The sequence below is a fragment of the Baekduia sp. genome (genome assembly GCF_035685985.1).
Classification (GTDB): Bacteria; Actinomycetota; Thermoleophilia; order Solirubrobacterales; family Solirubrobacteraceae; genus Baekduia.
In genome coordinates, this window is the sequence record NZ_DASRZV010000038.1 from 131,454 (window position 1) to 148,506 (window position 17,053).

Here is a 17,053-nt window from a genome sequence, read left to right on the forward strand (position 1 = left end):
CCCGATGCCCCGCGACGACCGCATCCCGACCTCGCGGTGGGCCCGCGCCGCGAAGGTCGGCCGGCTTGCCGCGACGCAGGGCGCCAAGCAGGCCGCCACGCGCGCCGCGAACCTCACGCGCGACGAGCAGTCCGCCCAGGACGCGATGGCGCGCCGCCAGGTGGAGACCGCCAAGCAGATCGTCGCCGCGCTCGGGACCATGAAGGGCGCGGCGATGAAGCTCGGCCAGGTGATGTCGTTCCTCGACGTCGGCCTGGTCCCGGCCGAGTACCGCGAGGAGTTCCAGGCCGAGCTGGCCAAGCTGCGCGACGCGGCGCCGAAGGTCTCCTTCAGGGACATGAAGAAGGTCCTCGAGCAGGAGTACGGCGAGAAGCTCGACGACGTCTTCGACTCCTTCGACCCGGTGCCGATCGCGGCCGCCTCGATCGGCCAGGTCTACCGCGCGCGCTACGAGGGCAAGGACGTCGCGGTCAAGGTCCAGTACCCGGGCGTCAACAGCGCGGTGCGGTCCGACATGCAGAACCTGGGGATGATCCTCAGGTTGATGAAGTCGGTCGCGCCCGGGCTGGACCCCAAGGAGCTGGGCGCCGAGATCCGCGGGCGCATCGAGGAGGAGCTGGACTACGAGCTGGAGGCCCAGAACCAGCGCACGCTGGCGCGCATCTACAAGGGCCACCCCTTCATCTTCATCCCCGACGTGTACACGTCGCTCTCGCACGAGCGCGTGATCGTCTCCGAGTTCGTCTCGGGCCGGAAGTTCGACGAGTTCAAGTCCTGCGCCGAGGACGAGCGCGATCGCCTCGGCGAGATCATCTTCCGCTTCTACTTCGGGTCGATGTACCGCCACCACCAGTTCAGCGGCGACCCGCATCCGGGCAACTGCCTGCTGCTGGATGACGGCCGCATGGCGTTCCTGGACTTCGGGTTGTTCAAGCGGATCTCCGCGGACGTCGCCGACTACGAGCTGGAGATCCAGCGGCTGGGGATCGAGAACCGCGGCGAGGACCTGATCCAGCACCTGCACGACGGCGGCTGGCTCGGGCAGCCCGAGTTCTACGACCCCGGGTCGATCATCGACCAGTTCCACGATCTCACCGGCTGGTACACGCTGGATGCCGAGATGACGCTGACGCCGGAGATCGCGACCGACGTGATGATCCAGATGAGCGATCCGCGCTCGCGCTGGTGGGGCAAGATGCGCCACGAGACGCTGCCGCCGGACCACCTGTTCGGCCGGCGCCTGGAGATGCTGACGCTCGCGGTCATCTCCCAGCTGCGCGCGACCGCCAACTGGCACCGGATCGCGCGCGAGTGGATCTACGGCGACGAGCCCGTCACCGAGCTCGGCCGCCAGGAGGCCGAGTTCCTCGCCGCGCGACGCTGAGGTCCGCCCGGTCGCGCCGTCGCCCGCGCGCGGCCGCCGCCGCGCCCTGCTGCGCCTCGCGCTGCTCGCCGCGCTGATCGTCGGCGCGTTCGCGATCGTCGCGTCGTCGGGGTCGCTGTCGGCGCAGCGCGTGCGCGGCTGGGTCGACGGCTACGGGATCGCCGGGCCGCTGGTGTTCATCGCGGTCAGCGCGCTGCTGACGCCCGCGCTCTTCCCCGGCCCGCTGCTGGCCGGCGCGTCCGGGCTGCTGTTCGGGACGTGGCTGGGGACGCCGATCTCGATCGTCTCGGCCACGCTCGGCGCGACGCTCGCGTTCGCGTTGTCGCGGTGGCTCGCTCATGACGCGGTCGAGGATCTGCAGAGCGCTCGCGTCCGCGCGCTGCGCGCGTTCATCGGCCGTCGCGGGTTCCTGTCGGTGCTGTACGCGCGGATCGTCCCGGGCGTCCCCTACAACCTGGTCAACTACGCCGCCGGGCTGACGCCGATCGCGCTGCGCTCGTTCGCCGCCGCCACCGCGCTCGGCTGCGCGCCGCGCGCGTTCGCCTACACCGCGCTCGGCGGCTCGCTGGACGACATCGGCTCGCCGGAGGCGATCGCCGCCTTCGCGGTCCTGATCGTCATGGCGGCCGCGGGCCTCGTCGTCGCCCGACGCGATCTGAGAGCAGGTTGATACTGGCAGGACGGCGGTCGATGCCTAGGTTTCGCCGCCATGTTGCCCCGATCCCTGCTCGCCGCGCTGGTGGCCCTCGCCGCGCTGCCCGCCGCGGCCCACGCCGCCGGGCACACCACGATCACCACGCCCGCCGGCGGCACGCTGGTCGACCTCGGCTCCACGGGCAAGGCGGTCGCGGTCAGCGGCACGGCCGAGGCGCCGGTGAGCAGCGTCGACGTCGTCTGCCTGCAGTCCGCCGAGCCCGGCGCGCCGTCGTGGAACTCGCTGACCGGCGGCGCCAACAAGCCGGTGACCGCGGGCGCGTTCGCCGCGACCGTGACCCTCGGCCCCGGCCAGGGCTTCTGCCGCTTGATCGCGATCCCGGCGGGGACGACGCCGACCGACGTGTCGCCCTACGCCGGGCCGCTGCTGCGCCTGCGCGCGCTGATGCCCGGCACGCTGGGCAGCGGGCCCAACGCGGCGGCGGTGCTCGACGTCGCGGCGCACGCGGTCGAGCCCGGCGCGGGCGCGGCGTTCAACGCGGCGACGTTCTGCGGCCTGAGCTCGTTGGAGCTCACCGAGCCCTCGCAGGCGCGGGTGCACACCGTCTTCACGTGCGCGGGCGCGGTGGCGCGGACGGCCGCGGGCAGCGCGGCGAGCGCGCTCACCGTCGACGGCCATCCCGCCTACGGATCGCTGGGCTTCGTGTTCGGCGCGATGGCCAACGGCTACGCGTCGGCCGCCGACCTGCCCGGCCTCCCGACGGTCTCCGGGACGCTCGTCACGCCCGCCGACGGCACGGCGCGCCTGGACGAGCACGACGCGATCGCGCGCTGCCTGCCCGGGGACGACTCGCCGCCGTCGGCGTCGTCGTGCTCGGCGCTGGCCGATGCCGGCGTCGCGCTGTCGCAGACGTCGACCGTGGCGCGCGACGCCCGCGTCGTCCGCCAGGTCCAGCGCTGGTCGAGCACGGACGGGCGCGCGCACGCGCTGAGCTTCGACGTCACGGTCGGCACCGGCATGATCGCGCGCGAGTGGTCGTTCGCGGGCGGGCCGTGGGCCACGCACGCGGGCGGCGACGCGGTGGACGTCCCGGCGGGGCCGGCGGCCGCCGAGATCCGCGCGGCGGGCGCCGCCGACGACGACCCGAGCGGGCGCGGGGCGACCGCCTGGGTCCGGCCGCCGGAGTCGATCTCCTTCGAGAGCCCCACGATCATGCGCCTGCGCTACGCGCTCACGGTGCCCGCGAGCGGCGTCGTCGCCCTGGCCTTCGTGCACAGCGCCGACTGGACGATCGCCGACCTGGCCGCCGACCGCGCGGCGGGTGAGGCGGGCTTCGGGCCGTCGGTGGCGATCGACGCGCCGGGCGACGGCGCGACCGTCGCGGCGGGGACCGTGACCGTCACCGGCACGGCCACCGACAGCGAGGGCCGCGCCGGCGTGACGGTCGACGGCGTCGACGCGGCGGTCGGCGACGACGGCCGCTGGAGCGCGCGCGTGCCGGTGGCCGCGGGCGACCACGGGCTGGACGTCGTGGCGACCGACGTCTTCGGGTTGACCGCGCGGGCGAGCCGGACGGTGCGCGCGGTGTCGCCGGTGGCGCCGCCGGTGGCGCCGCCGGGCGGGGGCGGCGGGGTCCCGAAGGCCCCGTCGCGCTCGACGCCCGCGCCGCTGCCGTCGGCGAGCAAGGTCATCGTCTTGCCCGCCGCGCGCCGGTGCGTCTCGCGCCGCCGCCTGACGCTGCACCTGAAGGCGCCGAAGAACACCAAGATCGCCGCGGTCGCCGTGACCGTCGCGGGCAGGACCACCAAGCCGAAGCTGCGCGGCAGCGCGCCGATCGTGTTGAAGGGGTTGCCGAAGGGGCGCTACAAGGTGACGGTCAAGGTGCGCTTCGCCGACGGCCGCACGCTGACGCTGGCGCGCACCTACAAGACGTGCGCGCCGAAGAAGGCCACCAAGAAGCGGTAGGCCTACAGCTCCTGGACCTGGAACAGCGACGTCGTCCCCGGCCGGCCGCTCGGCAGGCCGGCGGTGACGCCGACGCGCATCCCGCGGCGACACCAGCCCAGCTCGACGACGCGCTCGCACGCGTCGGCGATCAGCTCCTCGGTGACCTCGTGGCGCTTCATCGACGCGGCGCGGACGCCCCACATCAGCATGCAGCGGCGGACGGTCTCGCGGCCGGGGGAGAGCGCGAAGACCGGCACGTTGGGCCGGTGGGCGCTGACCAGGCGGGCGCTGCGGCCGCTGAGCGTCGGGACGATGATCGCGTCGAGGCCCAGCTCGGTGGCCGCGCGGCAGGCGGCGTGGGCGACGGTGTAGGACGGGTCGCGGTGGTCGCGCTTGACGCGCGTCTCCAGCCAGCGGCCGTAGGGCGCGTGGCGCTCGGTGTGGACCGCGATCGCCGACATCATCGCGATGGCCCCGACCGGGTGCGCGCCGACCGCCGACTCCTGGCTCAACATGATGGCGTCGGTGCCGTCGAGGATCGCGTTGGCGACGTCGGCGACCTCGGCGCGCGTCGGGCGCGACGAGCTGACCATCGAGTCGAGCATCTGCGTCGCGGTGATCACCGGGCGCGCGTGGGCGCCGGCCAGCGCGATCAGGTTCTTCTGCACGATCGGGACCTCCTCGATCGGCAGCTCGATGCCGAGGTCGCCGCGCGCGACCATCACGCAGTCGGCGACGCGCACGATCTCCTCGGCGTTCTCGACCGCCTGCGGCTTCTCGATCTTGGCGATCAGCGGCACGCGCGTGTGCTCGCGGACGGTCAGCACGTCCTCGGGACGGCGGACGAAGCTCAAGGCCACCATGTCGACGCCGATCCGGCGGCCGGCCTCCAGGTGGGCGAAGTCCTCCTCGGGCACCGACGGCAGCTCGTCCGCCGGGCCCGGGATGTTGAGGCCCTGGCGGCTCGACACGCTGCCGCCGACCTCCACCTCGGCCTCGACCTCGAGGTCCTGCACGCGGACGGCGGTCGCGCGCAGGCGCACGGAGCCGTCGGCGAGGTAGAGGACCTCGCCGGGCTCGATCGCGCGCGGCAGGCCCTCCCAGGAGATCGACATGCGGCGGGCGTCGCCGGCGCCGTCGTCGCGCCCGCACTCGAAGACGACCTTGTCGCCGACCTTGAGGTCGACCGTGCCCTCGACCAGCGGTCCGATGCGCAGCTTCGGACCCGGCAGGTCCTGCAGCAGCGCGACCGGACGGCCCGCGCGGCCGGCGGCGTCGCGCACCAGCTGGGCGACCTCCGCATGCTGCTCGTGCGACCCGTGCGAGAAGTTCAGCCGGGCGACGTCCATGCCCGCCTCGATCATCCGTACGAGCGTCTCGGGGTTCGCCGAGGCGGGCCCGATGGTGGCGACGATCTTCGTGCGGCGGCTCATCGGCAGGTCACGCTAGCGCCCGCGCGCGAAAAACCTGCAGATGGCCTGTGAAGGCTGACCCGATCAGGCGACGGCTCGACATCCGACCCCGCGGACGTCGAGCCGGGTGGAGGGTTCCGCGTCGCGGGGGCGCGCTCAGATCGGCTGGAGGTCGTTGAGGGTCCAGGTCTGGTCGAACCAGGGTTCGAGCGGGCCGTAGAGGCGGAAGATCGTGAACCACGAGCGCCCGGGGAGCGTCTGGACCCAGTTGGACTCCAGGCCCGCGGGCGCCGCGGGGCCGAAGTAGAGGTCGTGGGAGCCGTCGTCGTTGGCCAGCAGGGTGCCGGTGTTGCTCGCCAGCGCCGGGTAAGGGGTGGAGGGGACCTGCAGCAGCGAGCGGGTCTGGGTGTCGTAGACGTCGGCCGACCAGAAGTTCTTGGCCGGTGGGTCGGGGTCGACGTGCAGCTTGTAGGTCTTGCCGCCGTCCAGGACGGCGCCGGTCGCGTCGTGGACGGTGTACGCGTACGCCGAGCCCGCGCCGACCTGCGCGTGGGCCATCGCGGGCGTGATGACCGTCGCGAGGTAGTGGAACAGGGCGCGGGCGTCGAGCAGGCGGGCGCCGTCGCGCAGGAACTCGTGGCTGCCGCCGACGAAGCCCTGCTGCCAGGAGCCGGTGATCCGGACGGCCGGGTCGCGGGGCTCGTAGGCCAGCGTGCGGGCGATGCCGGCGCCGATCCGCGCCGCCTGGTCGAGGATCCCGCGCAGGCGGTCGTCGGGCGCGAACGGCCGGCCCTTGACGATGCCGATCGCCGCCAGCTGGCCCGCGCGCTCGGCGTCGAGCGCCTCGGTCGGCTCCTCCTGGACGAGCTGGTCGACCTCCTCGAAGAAGCCGAAGTCGTTGGCGTGGATCGTGTTGAAGCGCGGGACGGTGAAGTCGAACCACTCGTTGGCGGTCGGCGCGGCGGCCTCGGCGAGCGGGTAGATCCGTGTCTTCTTGAGATCCTCGACGCCGCCGAGCGCACGCAGCACCACCCAGTTGGTGTACGTCGGGCACGTGTAGGTGAAGTATCGGTCCGGGACGTCGCCCTCATGGTCCGGAGGCAAGAACAGGTACCTGCCGCCTTCGCCCTTGTCGGGGCCCGCCAGCCCCATGTCGGCGACGTATCGGAACCAGAAGTCGTCGACGACGCACAGGCCCATGGGCGGCGCCTCGATGATCGTCGGTCCCCACGCCTTGAGGTCCACGAACGCCGAGCCGTAGGTCGTCTCGGTGTTGGGCGTCAGGAAGAGCGCGCCGGAGGTCGCGCGCGGATCGGTCAGGCCCAGCGTCCGGCCGTCGACGCCAACGCTGCGGAACCCTCGCCGCATCGCCACCAACGACGCTCCCGGCATGCAGTTCAGGAACACCTCCACGCCCCGCATCAGGTCCAGCGCGTCGTACACCGTCTTCACGGTCTCCGGCAGCGGGACGCCGTCGAAGAACCGCAACGCGCCGAACGGCGACTCCACGACGTCGGGCGTCGCCAGGCTCGCGATCGCCGCCCGCATCTCCTCGGGTGACAGCCCGACGCTCCTCGACGTGGTGGCCATGAGGCGACCGTCGCACGACGCGGTGTGAGCGGGCGTCACCCCGCCAGGGTGACCACCCGCGCGCCGTCGCCCGCCGCGACCGCTCCCTCACCCGCCGCGTGGCTCGAACGGCCAGACGAAGATCCCGTTCTCCTGGATCGTCTCGCCGTCGGCCGAAAGGCGCCCGCCCTGACGCAGGTCGCAGATGAGGTCCCAGTGCAGCGCGCTCTTGTTCTTGCCGCCGGTCTCCGGGTAGGAGCGGCCGAGGGCCAGGTGGACGGTGCCGCCGAGCTTCTCGTCGAACAGGATCGCGCCGATCGGGCGGTCGATGCCGTAGTTGGTGCCGATGCCCAGCTCGCCGAGGAAGCGGGCGCCGTCGTCGGTGGTCAGCGCGCGGTCGAGGTAGTCCTGGCCGTGCTCGGCGGTGGCGGAGACGACCTCGCCGTCGCGGAAGGTGAGCTGCACGCCGCGGACGTCGACGCCGGCGGGGGAGGACGGGACGGTGAACCTGATGGTGCCGTTGGCGGAGGACTCGTGCGGGCCGGTGAAGACCTCGCCGGAGGGCATGTTGCGCTTGCCGTCGCTGTTCACCCACGTGCGCTTGCTCACGTCCAGGGTGATGTCGGTGCCTTCGGCCTCGATGCGGATCCGCTTGGCCTTGCTCAACCGCTCGATGAGCGCGGCCTGGAAGAGGTGCAGCTCGCGCCAGCCGCCGACCGGATCGGGCCGGTCGAGGAAGAGGGCCTTGGCGACGAAGCGCGAGAAGTCGGCGAGCGACATCCCCGCCAACTCGGCGTTGGCGGGCGTCGGCCAGAGCGTCGAGCACCAGCGCTTCTTGAGCATCTGCTCGCGGACGTCGCGGCGGCCGCGGGCGGCGCGGGCGATCAGCGCGGGGTCGACGCCGGCCAGCGCGCGGACGTCGTCGGGCGCCTGGATGCCGACGGTCGCGTCTATCGCGCGGGCCTCGTCGAAGGCCAGCGGCGGGTACTCGTCGAGGTGGCGCTCGCGCGCGTGCGCGTAGAACCCGCCGGCCTCGCCGGGCAGCTCGACGCGCAGGAAGCACCACCCGTCGCGCTCCAGGATCGCGCGCTGCAACTCCAACAACAACGGCTGGGCCAGCGTCGTCGAGCGCACCAGCACTTGTTGTTCGGGTTGGACGTCGAGGCAATAGCCGGCCAGCAGGTCGGCGAACGCCGCCGCGTCGAGGTGCTCGGCGATCGTGGCGAAGTCGTCGGCGGCGCCGGTCATGCCCAGGCCTCCTCCAGCGCGCGGACGGCGGCGTCCTCGTCGCTCGCCGCGACCCGGCGCGCCACCGCGCGCACCAGCCGCTCCTGCGGCTCGGGCCGCGCGCCCTCGCCCATCACGCCGATCCGCCAGGCCTGGCCGGCGAGCGGGCCCAGGCCGCCGCTGACCTCGATCCCGTCGTCCTTCAACAACGCGCCGCGGACGGCGGCCTCGTCGATCGACGCCGGGACGCGCACCGCCAGCAAGGACGACAACTGCTCGCCGTCGGGCGCCAGCCGCTCGAAGCCGAGGACCCGCAGGGCTCGTCGCAGCGCATCGTGCGCCCGCGCGTGTCGGGCCCAGCGCGCGTCCAGACCCTCCTCTCGCACGATCCGCAGGCCCTCGTGCAAGGCGTACACCATGTTGATCGGCGCCGTGTGGTGGTAGGCGCGCGGGCCGTCGGCGAACCAGTAGTCGACCATGGCCTGCATGTCGAAGTACCACGACCGTCGTCGGAGCCGCGCCAGCGCGCGGTCGCCGAGCGTGAACGGCGCCAGCCCGGGCGGCACGTTGAGGCACTTCTGCGTGCCGGAGAACGCGGCGTCGACGCCGGCGGCGTCGAGGTCGAGCGTGTGTCCGGCCAGCGACGTCACGCAGTCCACCAGGAACAGGCCGTCGCGCATCCGGATCGCCTCGCTCAGCCCGTGCAGCGGCTGCGCGACCCCGGTCGACGTCTCGCCGTGCACGACGAACAGCGCGCGCGTGCGATCGTCCAAGGCCTCCAACAACCGCTCGACCGGGATCGCGCGGCCCCACTCCTGATCGACCTTCACGACGTCGGCGCCCGCGCGCCCCAGGGCGTCGGCCATGCGCGCGCCGAACGCGCCGTGCACGCCCACGACGACCCGATCGCCCGGCGCGATCAGCGTGTCGACCATCGCCTGCATCCCGCCGCTGCCGGTGGCGCTCAGCGGGAACGTCACCTTGTTGTCGGTCTTCATCGTCGCGCGCAGCATCGCGGCGACGTCATCCTGGATCGCGCCGAACGCCGGGTCCAGATGCCCGACGGTCGGATGGCTCAAGGCCTTCAGGATCCTCTCGGGAACCGGCGACGGGCCGGAGCCGAGCAGCAGTCGTTCGGGAACCTCGGTGACGGTCGGCACGTCGCCGGAGGCTACGGCACCTTCACATCCGGGAACCACTCGGCGCAGTGCTCGCGCAGCACGTCGGTGATCCATGAACGCTCGTCCCGCGTCGCGGCGCGGTACCTGACCAACAACCCCTTGGCGCCCTCGGTCGGCACGTCGTGGACGACCCACCTGGCGACCAGTCGCTCGAACAGGAACTCGATCGCCCGGGCGCGGACGTCCTCGAGGTTCGCGGCGGCGCGGGCCTGCGCGGGGTCGTTCGCGCGGGCGAACTCGGCGCGGGACTTGGGCGACAGCGCGCCGCGCAGCGTCAGCACCTGCGTGCCGTCGGGCGAGGGGTAGTCGGTGGTCGGCGCCTCGAGCTTGTCGGCGCGCCCGCGCTGGCGGCTGCGGCGTCCCATGCCTTCCATCGTGGCAGACCGGGACGTGGCGCCGGTCCGCCGCAGCGGATAGCTTCGCGTCCGTCGCATGGACGCCACACCGACCCGCATCCACCTCTGCGGACAGCTCCGCTTCGCGCTGGGCGAGGAGGATCGGGCCGCCGTGCTGCGCGGGCGGCAGGGCCGGATGTCGTTCGCGTTCCTGGTGCTCAACCGCCACCGGCCGGTCCGGCGCGACGAGCTGGTGGAGGCGCTGTGGTCCGACGACGGCGCGCCGCCGTCGGAGGCCGCGCTGGCGCCGGTGCTCTCCCGCCTGCGCAAGGCGGTCGCGCCCGGGACGGTCGAGGGGCGGGACGGCGTGACGCTCGCGCTGCCCGAGCCGGCGTGGGTCGACGTCGAGGTCGCCGCCGCGGCGCTGACCGCCGCGCGCGCCGCGCTGGCCGAGGGCCGACACGAGGACGCGGCCGCCGCCGCGCGGGAGGCCGCCGAGCTGGTCGCCGCCGGGCTCCTGCCCGGCCTCGGCGACGCGCCGTGGCTGACCGACGCGCGCAGCGCGATCGACGACCTGCGCGTCGAGGCGCTGGAGGTGGCGGCCTGCGCGGGGCTGGCGGCCGGCGCGCTGCCGCAGGCCGAGGCGGACGCGCGCGCGGCCGTCGCGCTCGCGCCGTTCCGCGAGTCCGCGCGCGCCGCGCTGATCCGCGCGCTGGCGGCGCGCGGCAACGTCGCCGAGGCCGTTCGCGCCTACGAGGAGCTGCGCACGCTCCTGCGCGACGAGCTCGGCACCGTCCCCGGCCCCGAGTTGATGGCCTTGCACGGAGAGCTGGTCGCGGCCGAGCCGCCGCCCGCGCCCACGCTCGCACCTGCCTCCGCCGCGCCCGCCGCGAGCCCCAGGCCCGTGCCCTCCGCCACCCCCGACCTCGTCGAGCGCGAGCGCGAGCTGGAGCGCATCGCCGCCGCCGCCGACGCGCTGGCCGCGGGCCGCGGCGGCCTGGTGCTCTTCGAGGGCCCGGCCGGGATCGGCAAGTCGCGCCTGCTCAGCGAGCTGCGCGACCGCGCGCTGGCCGCCGGGGCCGGCGCCCTGGAGGCGCGCGCGACCACGCTGGAGCGCGAGTACGGCTTCGGCGTCGTCCGCCAGCTCTTCGAGGTCGTCGGCCCCGACCATCCGGCGCTGGCCGACGCGCCCGGCGCTCGCGCGATCCTCGGGCACGCGGCCGCCGGCGCCGCCGGCGAAGGCCTGTTCGCCGCCTTCCACGGCCTGCACCACCTCGTCGGCCAGCTGGCCCGCGAGCGCCCGCTGCTGCTCAGCGTCGACGACCTCCAGTGGAGCGACACCGAGTCGCTGCGCTTCTGCGCCTACCTCGCGCGGCGCCTGTCGCGGCTGCCCGTCCTGCTGGCCGCGACGATCCGCACCGGCGAGCCCGACGCCGACGAGGGGCTGCTCGCCGAGCTGGCCGTCGACCCCGACGCGCGCGTCCTGGAGCCCCAGCCGCTCACCCCCACCGCGACCGCGCGGCTCGTGCGCGCGCGCCTGGGCGACGACGCCGACACGGCGTTCACCGCCGCCTGCCACACCGTCACCGCGGGCAACCCCTTGCTGTTGCGGCAGTTGTTGAACGCCTTGGAGTCCGAGGGCGTCACGCCCGACGCCGACCACGCCGCCGCGGTCGAGGCGATCGGGCCGCGCGCGGTCGCCCGCACGGTCCTGCTGCGCCTGGCGCGGCTGCCGACCGACGCGATCGGCGTCGCGCGCGCGGTCGCGATCCTCGGCGAGAACCCGGGGCTGCCCGCGATCGCCGCGTTGGCCGACATCGCCGAGCCCCAGGCCGCCGACGCGATCGCGATCCTCGACCGCGCCGAGATCCTGCGCGGCGACGCGCCGCTCGGCTTCGTCCATCCGCTCGTGCGCGACGCGGTCTACGAGGAGCTTCCTGCGGCCCGGCGCGCGCTGGAGCACGCCCGCGCCGCGCGGGTGCTCGCCGACCTCGGCGCCGCGCCCGAGGCCGTCGCCGCCCAGCTGCTGCGCGCGCCCGAGCGCGGCGACGCGTGGACGGTCGAGCGCCTGTGCCGCGCCGCCGAGGTCGCGCTGGAGCGCGGCGCGCCGGTCCCCGCGCGCGTCTACCTGGAGCGCGCGCTGGCCGAGCCGCCCGAGGTCCCGCTGCGGGGGCCGCTGGCGCTGGAGCTGGGGCGCGTCGCGTCCTACGTGCACGGGCCGGCCGCGGTGAGCGCGCTGCGCCGCGCGCTGGCCGAGGTGACCGACCCGATCGACCGCGCGCACGCGGTCCACATGCTCGCCGCGATCCTGGTGTTCGTGGAGGGCGCGTCGGAGGCTGCGGTGCTGGTGCGGGAGGCCCGCGACACGCTGCCGGAGCCCGAGCGCGACCTCCGCGACGGGCTGACGGCGGTGCGCCTGGCGTGCGCGAACTTCGGCGCCTCCGAGGTCGACCCGAGCGAGTTGTCCGTGTTGGAGCAGGTCGCCCGCGGCCCGCGCGGGCAGGGTCCCGGATCGCGCGAGCTGACCGCGATGGCGGCGCTGATCACGGCGGTCATCACCGGCCCGTCCGACATCGCCGCCCGGCTCGGCCGCGAGGTGCTGGCCGACGACGTCATGCTGCGCGGCGAGCCCGGCCTCTTCACGCCGTGCGGCGCGATCGCGATCGCGCTGGTCGATCCCGCCGAGGCCGCGCGGACGTGGGAGCGCGTCGCGGCGTTCTCGTCGCGGCGCGGGTCGCTGCTGGACGCGCTGGCCAGCCTGCTGTGGGGCGGGCTCAACCTGATGTGGCTGGGCGACCTGCGCGGCGCGGCCGAGTCCCAGGAGCGCAGCCACGAGGGCGAGAAGCTGTTCGGCACGGCGGTCAGCGGGGACATGGGCTACACCCCGGGGATCCTCGCGATGATCGCGGTCGCCCGTGGGCGCCTGGACGAGGCCGAGCGCGGGCTCTGGCTGACCGGCGAGCACCGCGGCGACTCGGACGGCACGCGCTTCTGGCTGTTCGGCAAGGCCGAGCTGGCGCTGGCGCGCGGGCGCTTCGACGAGGCGATCGCCATCGCCGACGCGGTCGCGCCCGGCCGCCCGCCGACGACCAACCCGATCTGGGCTCCGTGGCGCTCGCTGAAGGCCCGCGGGCTGGCCGGGATCGGCCGCCACGACGAGGCGCGGGCGCTGGCCGCGCAGGAGCTGGAGATCGCGCGGGCCTACGGCTCGCCGTGGGGGACCGGCCGGGCGCTGCGCGGGCTCGGCGAGCTGTCGGAGGGCGCCGAGGCGGTCGCGCGCCTGCGCGAGGCGACCGCGCTGCTGGACGGGACGACCGCGGGCCTGGAGCGCGCGCGGGCGTGGGCGGCGCTGGCGCGGGCCACCGGCGAGGACGCCGCGCGGGCGACGGCGATCGAGCTGACGCGCGCGGTCGGCGCCGAAGGGCTGGAGGCCGAGCTGGCCTCCGGCGCGCCCGGCGCGGCCGGCCCGCGCGGCGCTCAGGCCTGAGCTTCCGCGGTCAGCGCGTCGAGCGCCGCCAGCAGCCCGACCCAGCCGGAGAACTCGCGGGCCGGCCCGCTGCCGTCGGCGGTCGCCCGGCCCTCGACCACCTCGCCGTCGAGGCGCAGGTCGAGCCCGATGTGCAGCGTGCGCGGCTGGTCGTCGTCGTGGCTCATGCAGCCTCCAGGCTGCCGATGCGCGGTTGCCGCCGGGTTGCCGCGCGGTTGCCGGGCGCCTCAGGTCGTGGCGGCCGCGACCTCGAGCGCGCCGGCGACGTCGCCGATCAGCGGGCTCGCGTGCCCGGCCCAGGCGGCGCGCGGTCCGATCGCCGCGAGCTTGCGGATCGACGCGCGCGCCTGCTCGGTGTCCTGGTTGAACGCCGCGTGCGGGACGCGGGCGTGGGGTGGGTGGGTCTCTTTCCCGGTCTGCGGGTCGAGGGTGTAGAAGCAGTCGCTGACCAGCGCCAGCCCGTCGGACTCGCGGTACAGGCCGATCAGCCCGGGCGCGTGGCCGGGCAGGTGGATGACGCGGAAGCCCGCGACGTCGTCGCCCTCGCTCACCGTCCCGGCGATCTTCACCGGTCCGCCGTCCCAGATCGGCAGCATCGCCCCGAGCAGGACGCGCCCGTGCGGGTCCAGCTTCGAGAGGTCGAAGTAGTGCGCGCCGCCGTCGCCCTCGGCGTCGGCGACCTCGTCCGGATGGCAGTAGACCGGGACCGGCGCCAGCCCGGGCGCCACGCCGCGGTGGTCGGCGTGGCCGTGGCCGAGCACGATCCGCGTCAGCCCGCCGAGCCGCGCGGCGGCCATCGCGACCGCGCCGGTCATCGCCGAGATCCCCGCGTCGAACAGCAGCACGCCGTCGCCGTCGCGCACGAGGTAGACGTTCATGGTCTTCGGCACCCCGCCGCGGACGATCCAGACGCCGTCGGCGATCGGCTCGGGCCCGGAGGCGATCAGGCGGGCGAGCCGCGGACGGGTGCGGAACGTGGCGGACATGACGGCAGTCTAGGGTTGCACCGACATGCCGGAGGCGAATCGCAAGCGGGAGGTCGGTCGGGGCGAGCGCGTCCTGCCCGGGGTGTGGCGGCTGCGGCTGCCGTTGCCGTGGCCCGGCGTGCCGCACTGCAACGCCTGGGCGCTGGCCGCCGGCGACGGGATCGTGCTCGTCGACTGCGGGATGCACGAGCCCGGATCGCTCGGGCACCTGGAGCGCGCGCTGGCGCAGGTCAACCTCAACCTCGACCTCGTCCGGCTGCTGGTCTGCACGCACGCGCACTCCGACCACTACGGGCAGGCCGCGACGATCGTGGAGCGGACCGGGTGCGAGCTGTGGATGCACCCCAACCACGACCACATGCTCGCCGCCGCGCGCGACCCGGAGGCGGCGTTCGACCGGCGCATCGAGGTCGCGCGCCAGAGCGGCGTGCCCGAGACGCCGCTGCGGCGCTACGCCGAGCAGCGCCGCGGCCAGTCGTTCGGGATCGCCGGGCTCGTCGAGCCGGACCGCCCGCTGCTGCCCGGCGTCGAGGTCCGCACCGACCTCGGCACCTGGCAGGTCTACGAGACGCCCGGCCACGCGCCGTCGCACGTCTGCCTCTACCAGGAGGAGCGCCGGATCCTGATCTCCGGCGACCACCTGCTCGGCCGCGTCTCGTTGTACTACGACTACGGCTACTCGCCCGATCCCGCCGGCGAGTTCCTGCACTCGCTCGACCTCGTCCAGGAGCTGGACGCGCGCCTCTGCCTCGCCGGCCACGGCCGCACGTTCACCGACGTGCAGGCGCACATCGACGCCAACCGGACGCTCGTGCGCCAGCGGATGAACCGCGTCGAGGAGGTCGTCGTCGCCGAGCCGGGGCTGACCGCGTTCGAGGCGATCCCGAAGGTCTACGGCGGCGAGATCACGCCGTTCAACGCCAACTGGTGGCTGTCGGAGACCCTCGCCTACCTCGACCACCTCGAGGTCACCGGGCGGGTGCGGCGCATCGGCGGATCGCCGGAGCGCTGGGAGGCGGCGGCGTAAACCGCCTGCACATCGCGGGGTTTCCCAAACCTTGACACAACTGTGTTAGGGTTTACCGCGTCATGACGCGCATCGTGGACCTGCTCGGCGGCGCCGAGCCGACGTTCTCGTTCGAGTTCTTCCCCCCGAAGACCCCCGAGGGCGAGGCCAACTTCGAGCAGGCCCTGCACGAGCTGGCGCCGCTGGCGCCGTCGTTCGTCTCGGTCACCTACGGCGCGGGCGGCACGACGCGCGAGAAGACCGTCGAGACCGTCCGCCACATCAAGGACGAGATCGGCCTGGAGGCGATGGCGCACTTCACCTGCGTCGGCGCGACGGTCGACGAGCTGCGCGTCACGCTGGAGGAGATCCGCGAGGCCGGGATCGAGAACGTCCTGGCGCTGCGCGGCGACCCGCCGCGTGGCCAGTCGGAGTGGGTCGCGTCCGACGGCGGGCTGGAGTTCTCCCACCAGTTGGTGTCCTTGCTGCGCGAGGACTACGACTTCTCGATCTCCGCGGCGTGCTTCCCCGAGACCCACATCCACGCGGTCTCGCCCGAGGACGACCTGCGGTACCTGAAGGCCAAGGTCGACGCCGGCGTCGACTACCTCATCACGCAGTTGTTCTTCGACAACGAGTTGTACTTCGACTTCGTGGCGCGCGCCCGCGCGATCGGGATCGACGTCCCGATCATCCCGGGCATCATGCCGATCACCGGCTACGGCCAGATCGCGAAGATCACGTCGATGTGCGGCGCGACGATGCCCGAGCACGTGCTGTCCGAGCTGGACGCCCGCCAGGACGACCCGCGCGCGGTCGCCGACCTCGGCGTCTCCTACGCGACGATGCAGTGCGCCGACCTGCTGGCCAAGGGCGCGCCCGGCATCCACTTCTGCACGCTCAACCGCTCGCCCGCGACGCGCTCGATCCTCTCGACGCTGCGCCTCTGGCGCCCGTGGGACACGGCGGCGACGGGGCTCGGCGAGCCGCGCAAGCCGCCGGTCGTCGCCTAGCGACGCGCGAGGGTCCCGCGCCGTGGCGACGACCTGGGGCCTCGGCGCCTACGCGCGGATGGCCGAGCGCCTCGTGCCGGCGGCCGACGCGGTCGCCGACGCCGCGGACCTGCGGCGCGGCGAGGCGGTCCTCGACGTCGCCTGCGGGACCGGCAACGCGGCGCTGGCCGCCGCCGTGCGCGGCGCCGACCCGGTCGTCGGCGTCGACCTCGAGCCGGCGCTGCTGGCGCTCGCGCCGTCCGACGCGGGCGTCGCGTGGCGGGTCGGCGACGCGACCGCGCTGCCGGTCGACGACGGCGCCTTCGACGTGGCGCTGAGCGCCTTCGGCGTGATGTACGCGCCCGACCAGCCCGCCGCCGCGCGCGAGCTGGCGCGCGTGCTGCGGCCGGGCGGTCGCGGGCACGGGCACGGGCGCGTCGCGCTGGCCAGCTGGGCGCCGGGCTCGTTCCTGCCCGGCATGGGCGCCGCGCTGGCGGAGCTCCTGCCCCCGCCGCCGCTCGGCGCCGCGCCGCCCACGCGCTGGGGCGATCCCGCCGCCGCCCGCGCGCTGCTCGCCGACGCCGGCTTCACGGGGATCGAGCACCGCGCCGAGGCGCTCACGCTGACCTTCGCCTCCCGCGCGGAGGCCGTCGGCTTCCTCGTCGCGACCGCCGGCCACGTCGTCGCGCAGCGCCCGCGCCTGGAGGCCGAGAACCGCTGGGGCACCCTGCTCGCGGCGCTCGCCGCGCACGTCTCGCGGCACGACACCGGGACCGGCGCCGCGGTGCGGCTGCGCTGCGACTACCTGCTGACGACCGCGCGCCTCGACGACGCGCGGCGGTCCTGATCGAGTCGTCCGCGGGCCCCGCGAT

Annotated in this window: 14 protein-coding genes; 7 read left to right on the forward strand and 7 right to left on the reverse strand. The window is 74.6% G+C overall.

The features are described 5' to 3' along the window. Positions 1-4: 4 nt before the first annotated feature. The 3 genes from VFG42_RS26780 to VFG42_RS26790 all read left to right on the forward strand — a co-directional run bounded on the left by VFG42_RS26780 (position 5) and on the right by VFG42_RS26790 (position 4,004). Positions 5-1,384 (forward strand): AarF/ABC1/UbiB kinase family protein, encoded by a 1,380-nt coding sequence (locus tag VFG42_RS26780; RefSeq protein ID WP_324911921.1) that lies wholly within the window; start codon positions 5-7, stop codon positions 1,382-1,384. Between the two features lie 130 nt (positions 1,385-1,514). Further along, positions 1,515-2,054: a TVP38/TMEM64 family protein gene (locus VFG42_RS26785; RefSeq protein ID WP_324911922.1), complete on the forward strand. Its 540-nt coding sequence runs from the start codon at positions 1,515-1,517 to the stop codon at positions 2,052-2,054. Positions 2,055-2,093: 39 nt separating this feature from the next. Continuing rightward, the gene (locus VFG42_RS26790; RefSeq protein WP_324911923.1) at positions 2,094-4,004 is read left to right on the forward strand and encodes an Ig-like domain-containing protein; all 1,911 of its coding nucleotides are present in this window, start codon (positions 2,094-2,096) and stop codon (positions 4,002-4,004) included. 2 nt (positions 4,005-4,006) lie between these two features. Here VFG42_RS26790 and pyk read toward each other — a convergent pair whose 3' ends face one another. From pyk to VFG42_RS26815, 5 genes are all read right to left on the reverse strand, one after another. Next, positions 4,007-5,419, reverse strand: a complete 1,413-nt coding sequence (gene pyk / locus VFG42_RS26795) for a pyruvate kinase (protein ID WP_324911924.1) — start codon at positions 5,417-5,419, stop codon at positions 4,007-4,009. Between the two features lie 135 nt (positions 5,420-5,554). Continuing rightward, positions 5,555-6,988 (reverse strand): DUF1254 domain-containing protein, encoded by a 1,434-nt coding sequence (locus VFG42_RS26800; protein ID WP_324911925.1) that lies wholly within the window; start codon positions 6,986-6,988, stop codon positions 5,555-5,557. Positions 6,989-7,075: 87 nt separating this feature from the next. Continuing rightward, positions 7,076-8,215 (reverse strand): aminopeptidase, encoded by a 1,140-nt coding sequence (locus VFG42_RS26805; protein WP_324911926.1) that lies wholly within the window; start codon positions 8,213-8,215, stop codon positions 7,076-7,078. Next, on the reverse strand, positions 8,212-9,354 hold the full coding sequence (locus VFG42_RS26810; protein WP_324911927.1) for an alanine--glyoxylate aminotransferase family protein: 1,143 nt from the start codon (positions 9,352-9,354) through the stop codon (positions 8,212-8,214). Before VFG42_RS26810 ends, VFG42_RS26805 begins: the two co-directional genes overlap by 4 nt. An 11-nt stretch (positions 9,355-9,365) precedes the next feature. Next, the gene (locus VFG42_RS26815) at positions 9,366-9,740 is read right to left on the reverse strand and encodes a hypothetical protein (RefSeq protein ID WP_324911928.1); all 375 of its coding nucleotides are present in this window, start codon (positions 9,738-9,740) and stop codon (positions 9,366-9,368) included. Positions 9,741-9,807: 67 nt separating this feature from the next. Here VFG42_RS26815 and VFG42_RS26820 point away from each other — a divergent pair, with 67 nt between their 5' ends. Then, on the forward strand, positions 9,808-13,197 hold the full coding sequence (locus tag VFG42_RS26820) for an ATP-binding protein (RefSeq protein WP_324911929.1): 3,390 nt from the start codon (positions 9,808-9,810) through the stop codon (positions 13,195-13,197). On the opposite strand, the gene VFG42_RS26825 is transcribed toward VFG42_RS26820, so the two are convergent. Continuing rightward, positions 13,188-13,364 (reverse strand): hypothetical protein, encoded by a 177-nt coding sequence (locus VFG42_RS26825; protein ID WP_324911930.1) that lies wholly within the window; start codon positions 13,362-13,364, stop codon positions 13,188-13,190. The two genes, VFG42_RS26820 and VFG42_RS26825, sit on opposite strands and share 10 nt — an antisense overlap. 60 nt (positions 13,365-13,424) lie before the next feature. Beyond that, positions 13,425-14,183 carry an MBL fold metallo-hydrolase gene (locus VFG42_RS26830; protein WP_324911931.1) on the reverse strand — a complete coding sequence of 253 codons (759 nt, stop codon included), beginning with the start codon at positions 14,181-14,183 and terminating at the stop codon, positions 13,425-13,427. A gap of 25 nt (positions 14,184-14,208) precedes the next feature. On the opposite strand from VFG42_RS26830, the gene VFG42_RS26835 reads away from it, so the two are divergent. The 3 genes from VFG42_RS26835 (at position 14,209) to VFG42_RS26845 (ending at position 17,028) form a co-directional block, all read left to right on the forward strand. Beyond that, a complete protein-coding gene (locus VFG42_RS26835) occupies positions 14,209-15,210 on the forward strand; it encodes an MBL fold metallo-hydrolase (RefSeq protein WP_324911932.1) in 1,002 nt (333 codons plus the stop codon). A 62-nt stretch (positions 15,211-15,272) separates the two neighbouring features. After that, positions 15,273-16,202: a methylenetetrahydrofolate reductase [NAD(P)H] gene (metF, locus tag VFG42_RS26840; protein ID WP_324911933.1), complete on the forward strand. Its 930-nt coding sequence runs from the start codon at positions 15,273-15,275 to the stop codon at positions 16,200-16,202. A 22-nt stretch (positions 16,203-16,224) separates the two neighbouring features. Next, complete coding sequence (locus VFG42_RS26845; RefSeq protein ID WP_324911934.1) at positions 16,225-17,028, forward strand: class I SAM-dependent methyltransferase; 804 nt, start codon at positions 16,225-16,227, stop codon at positions 17,026-17,028. Positions 17,029-17,053 lie beyond the last annotated feature (25 nt).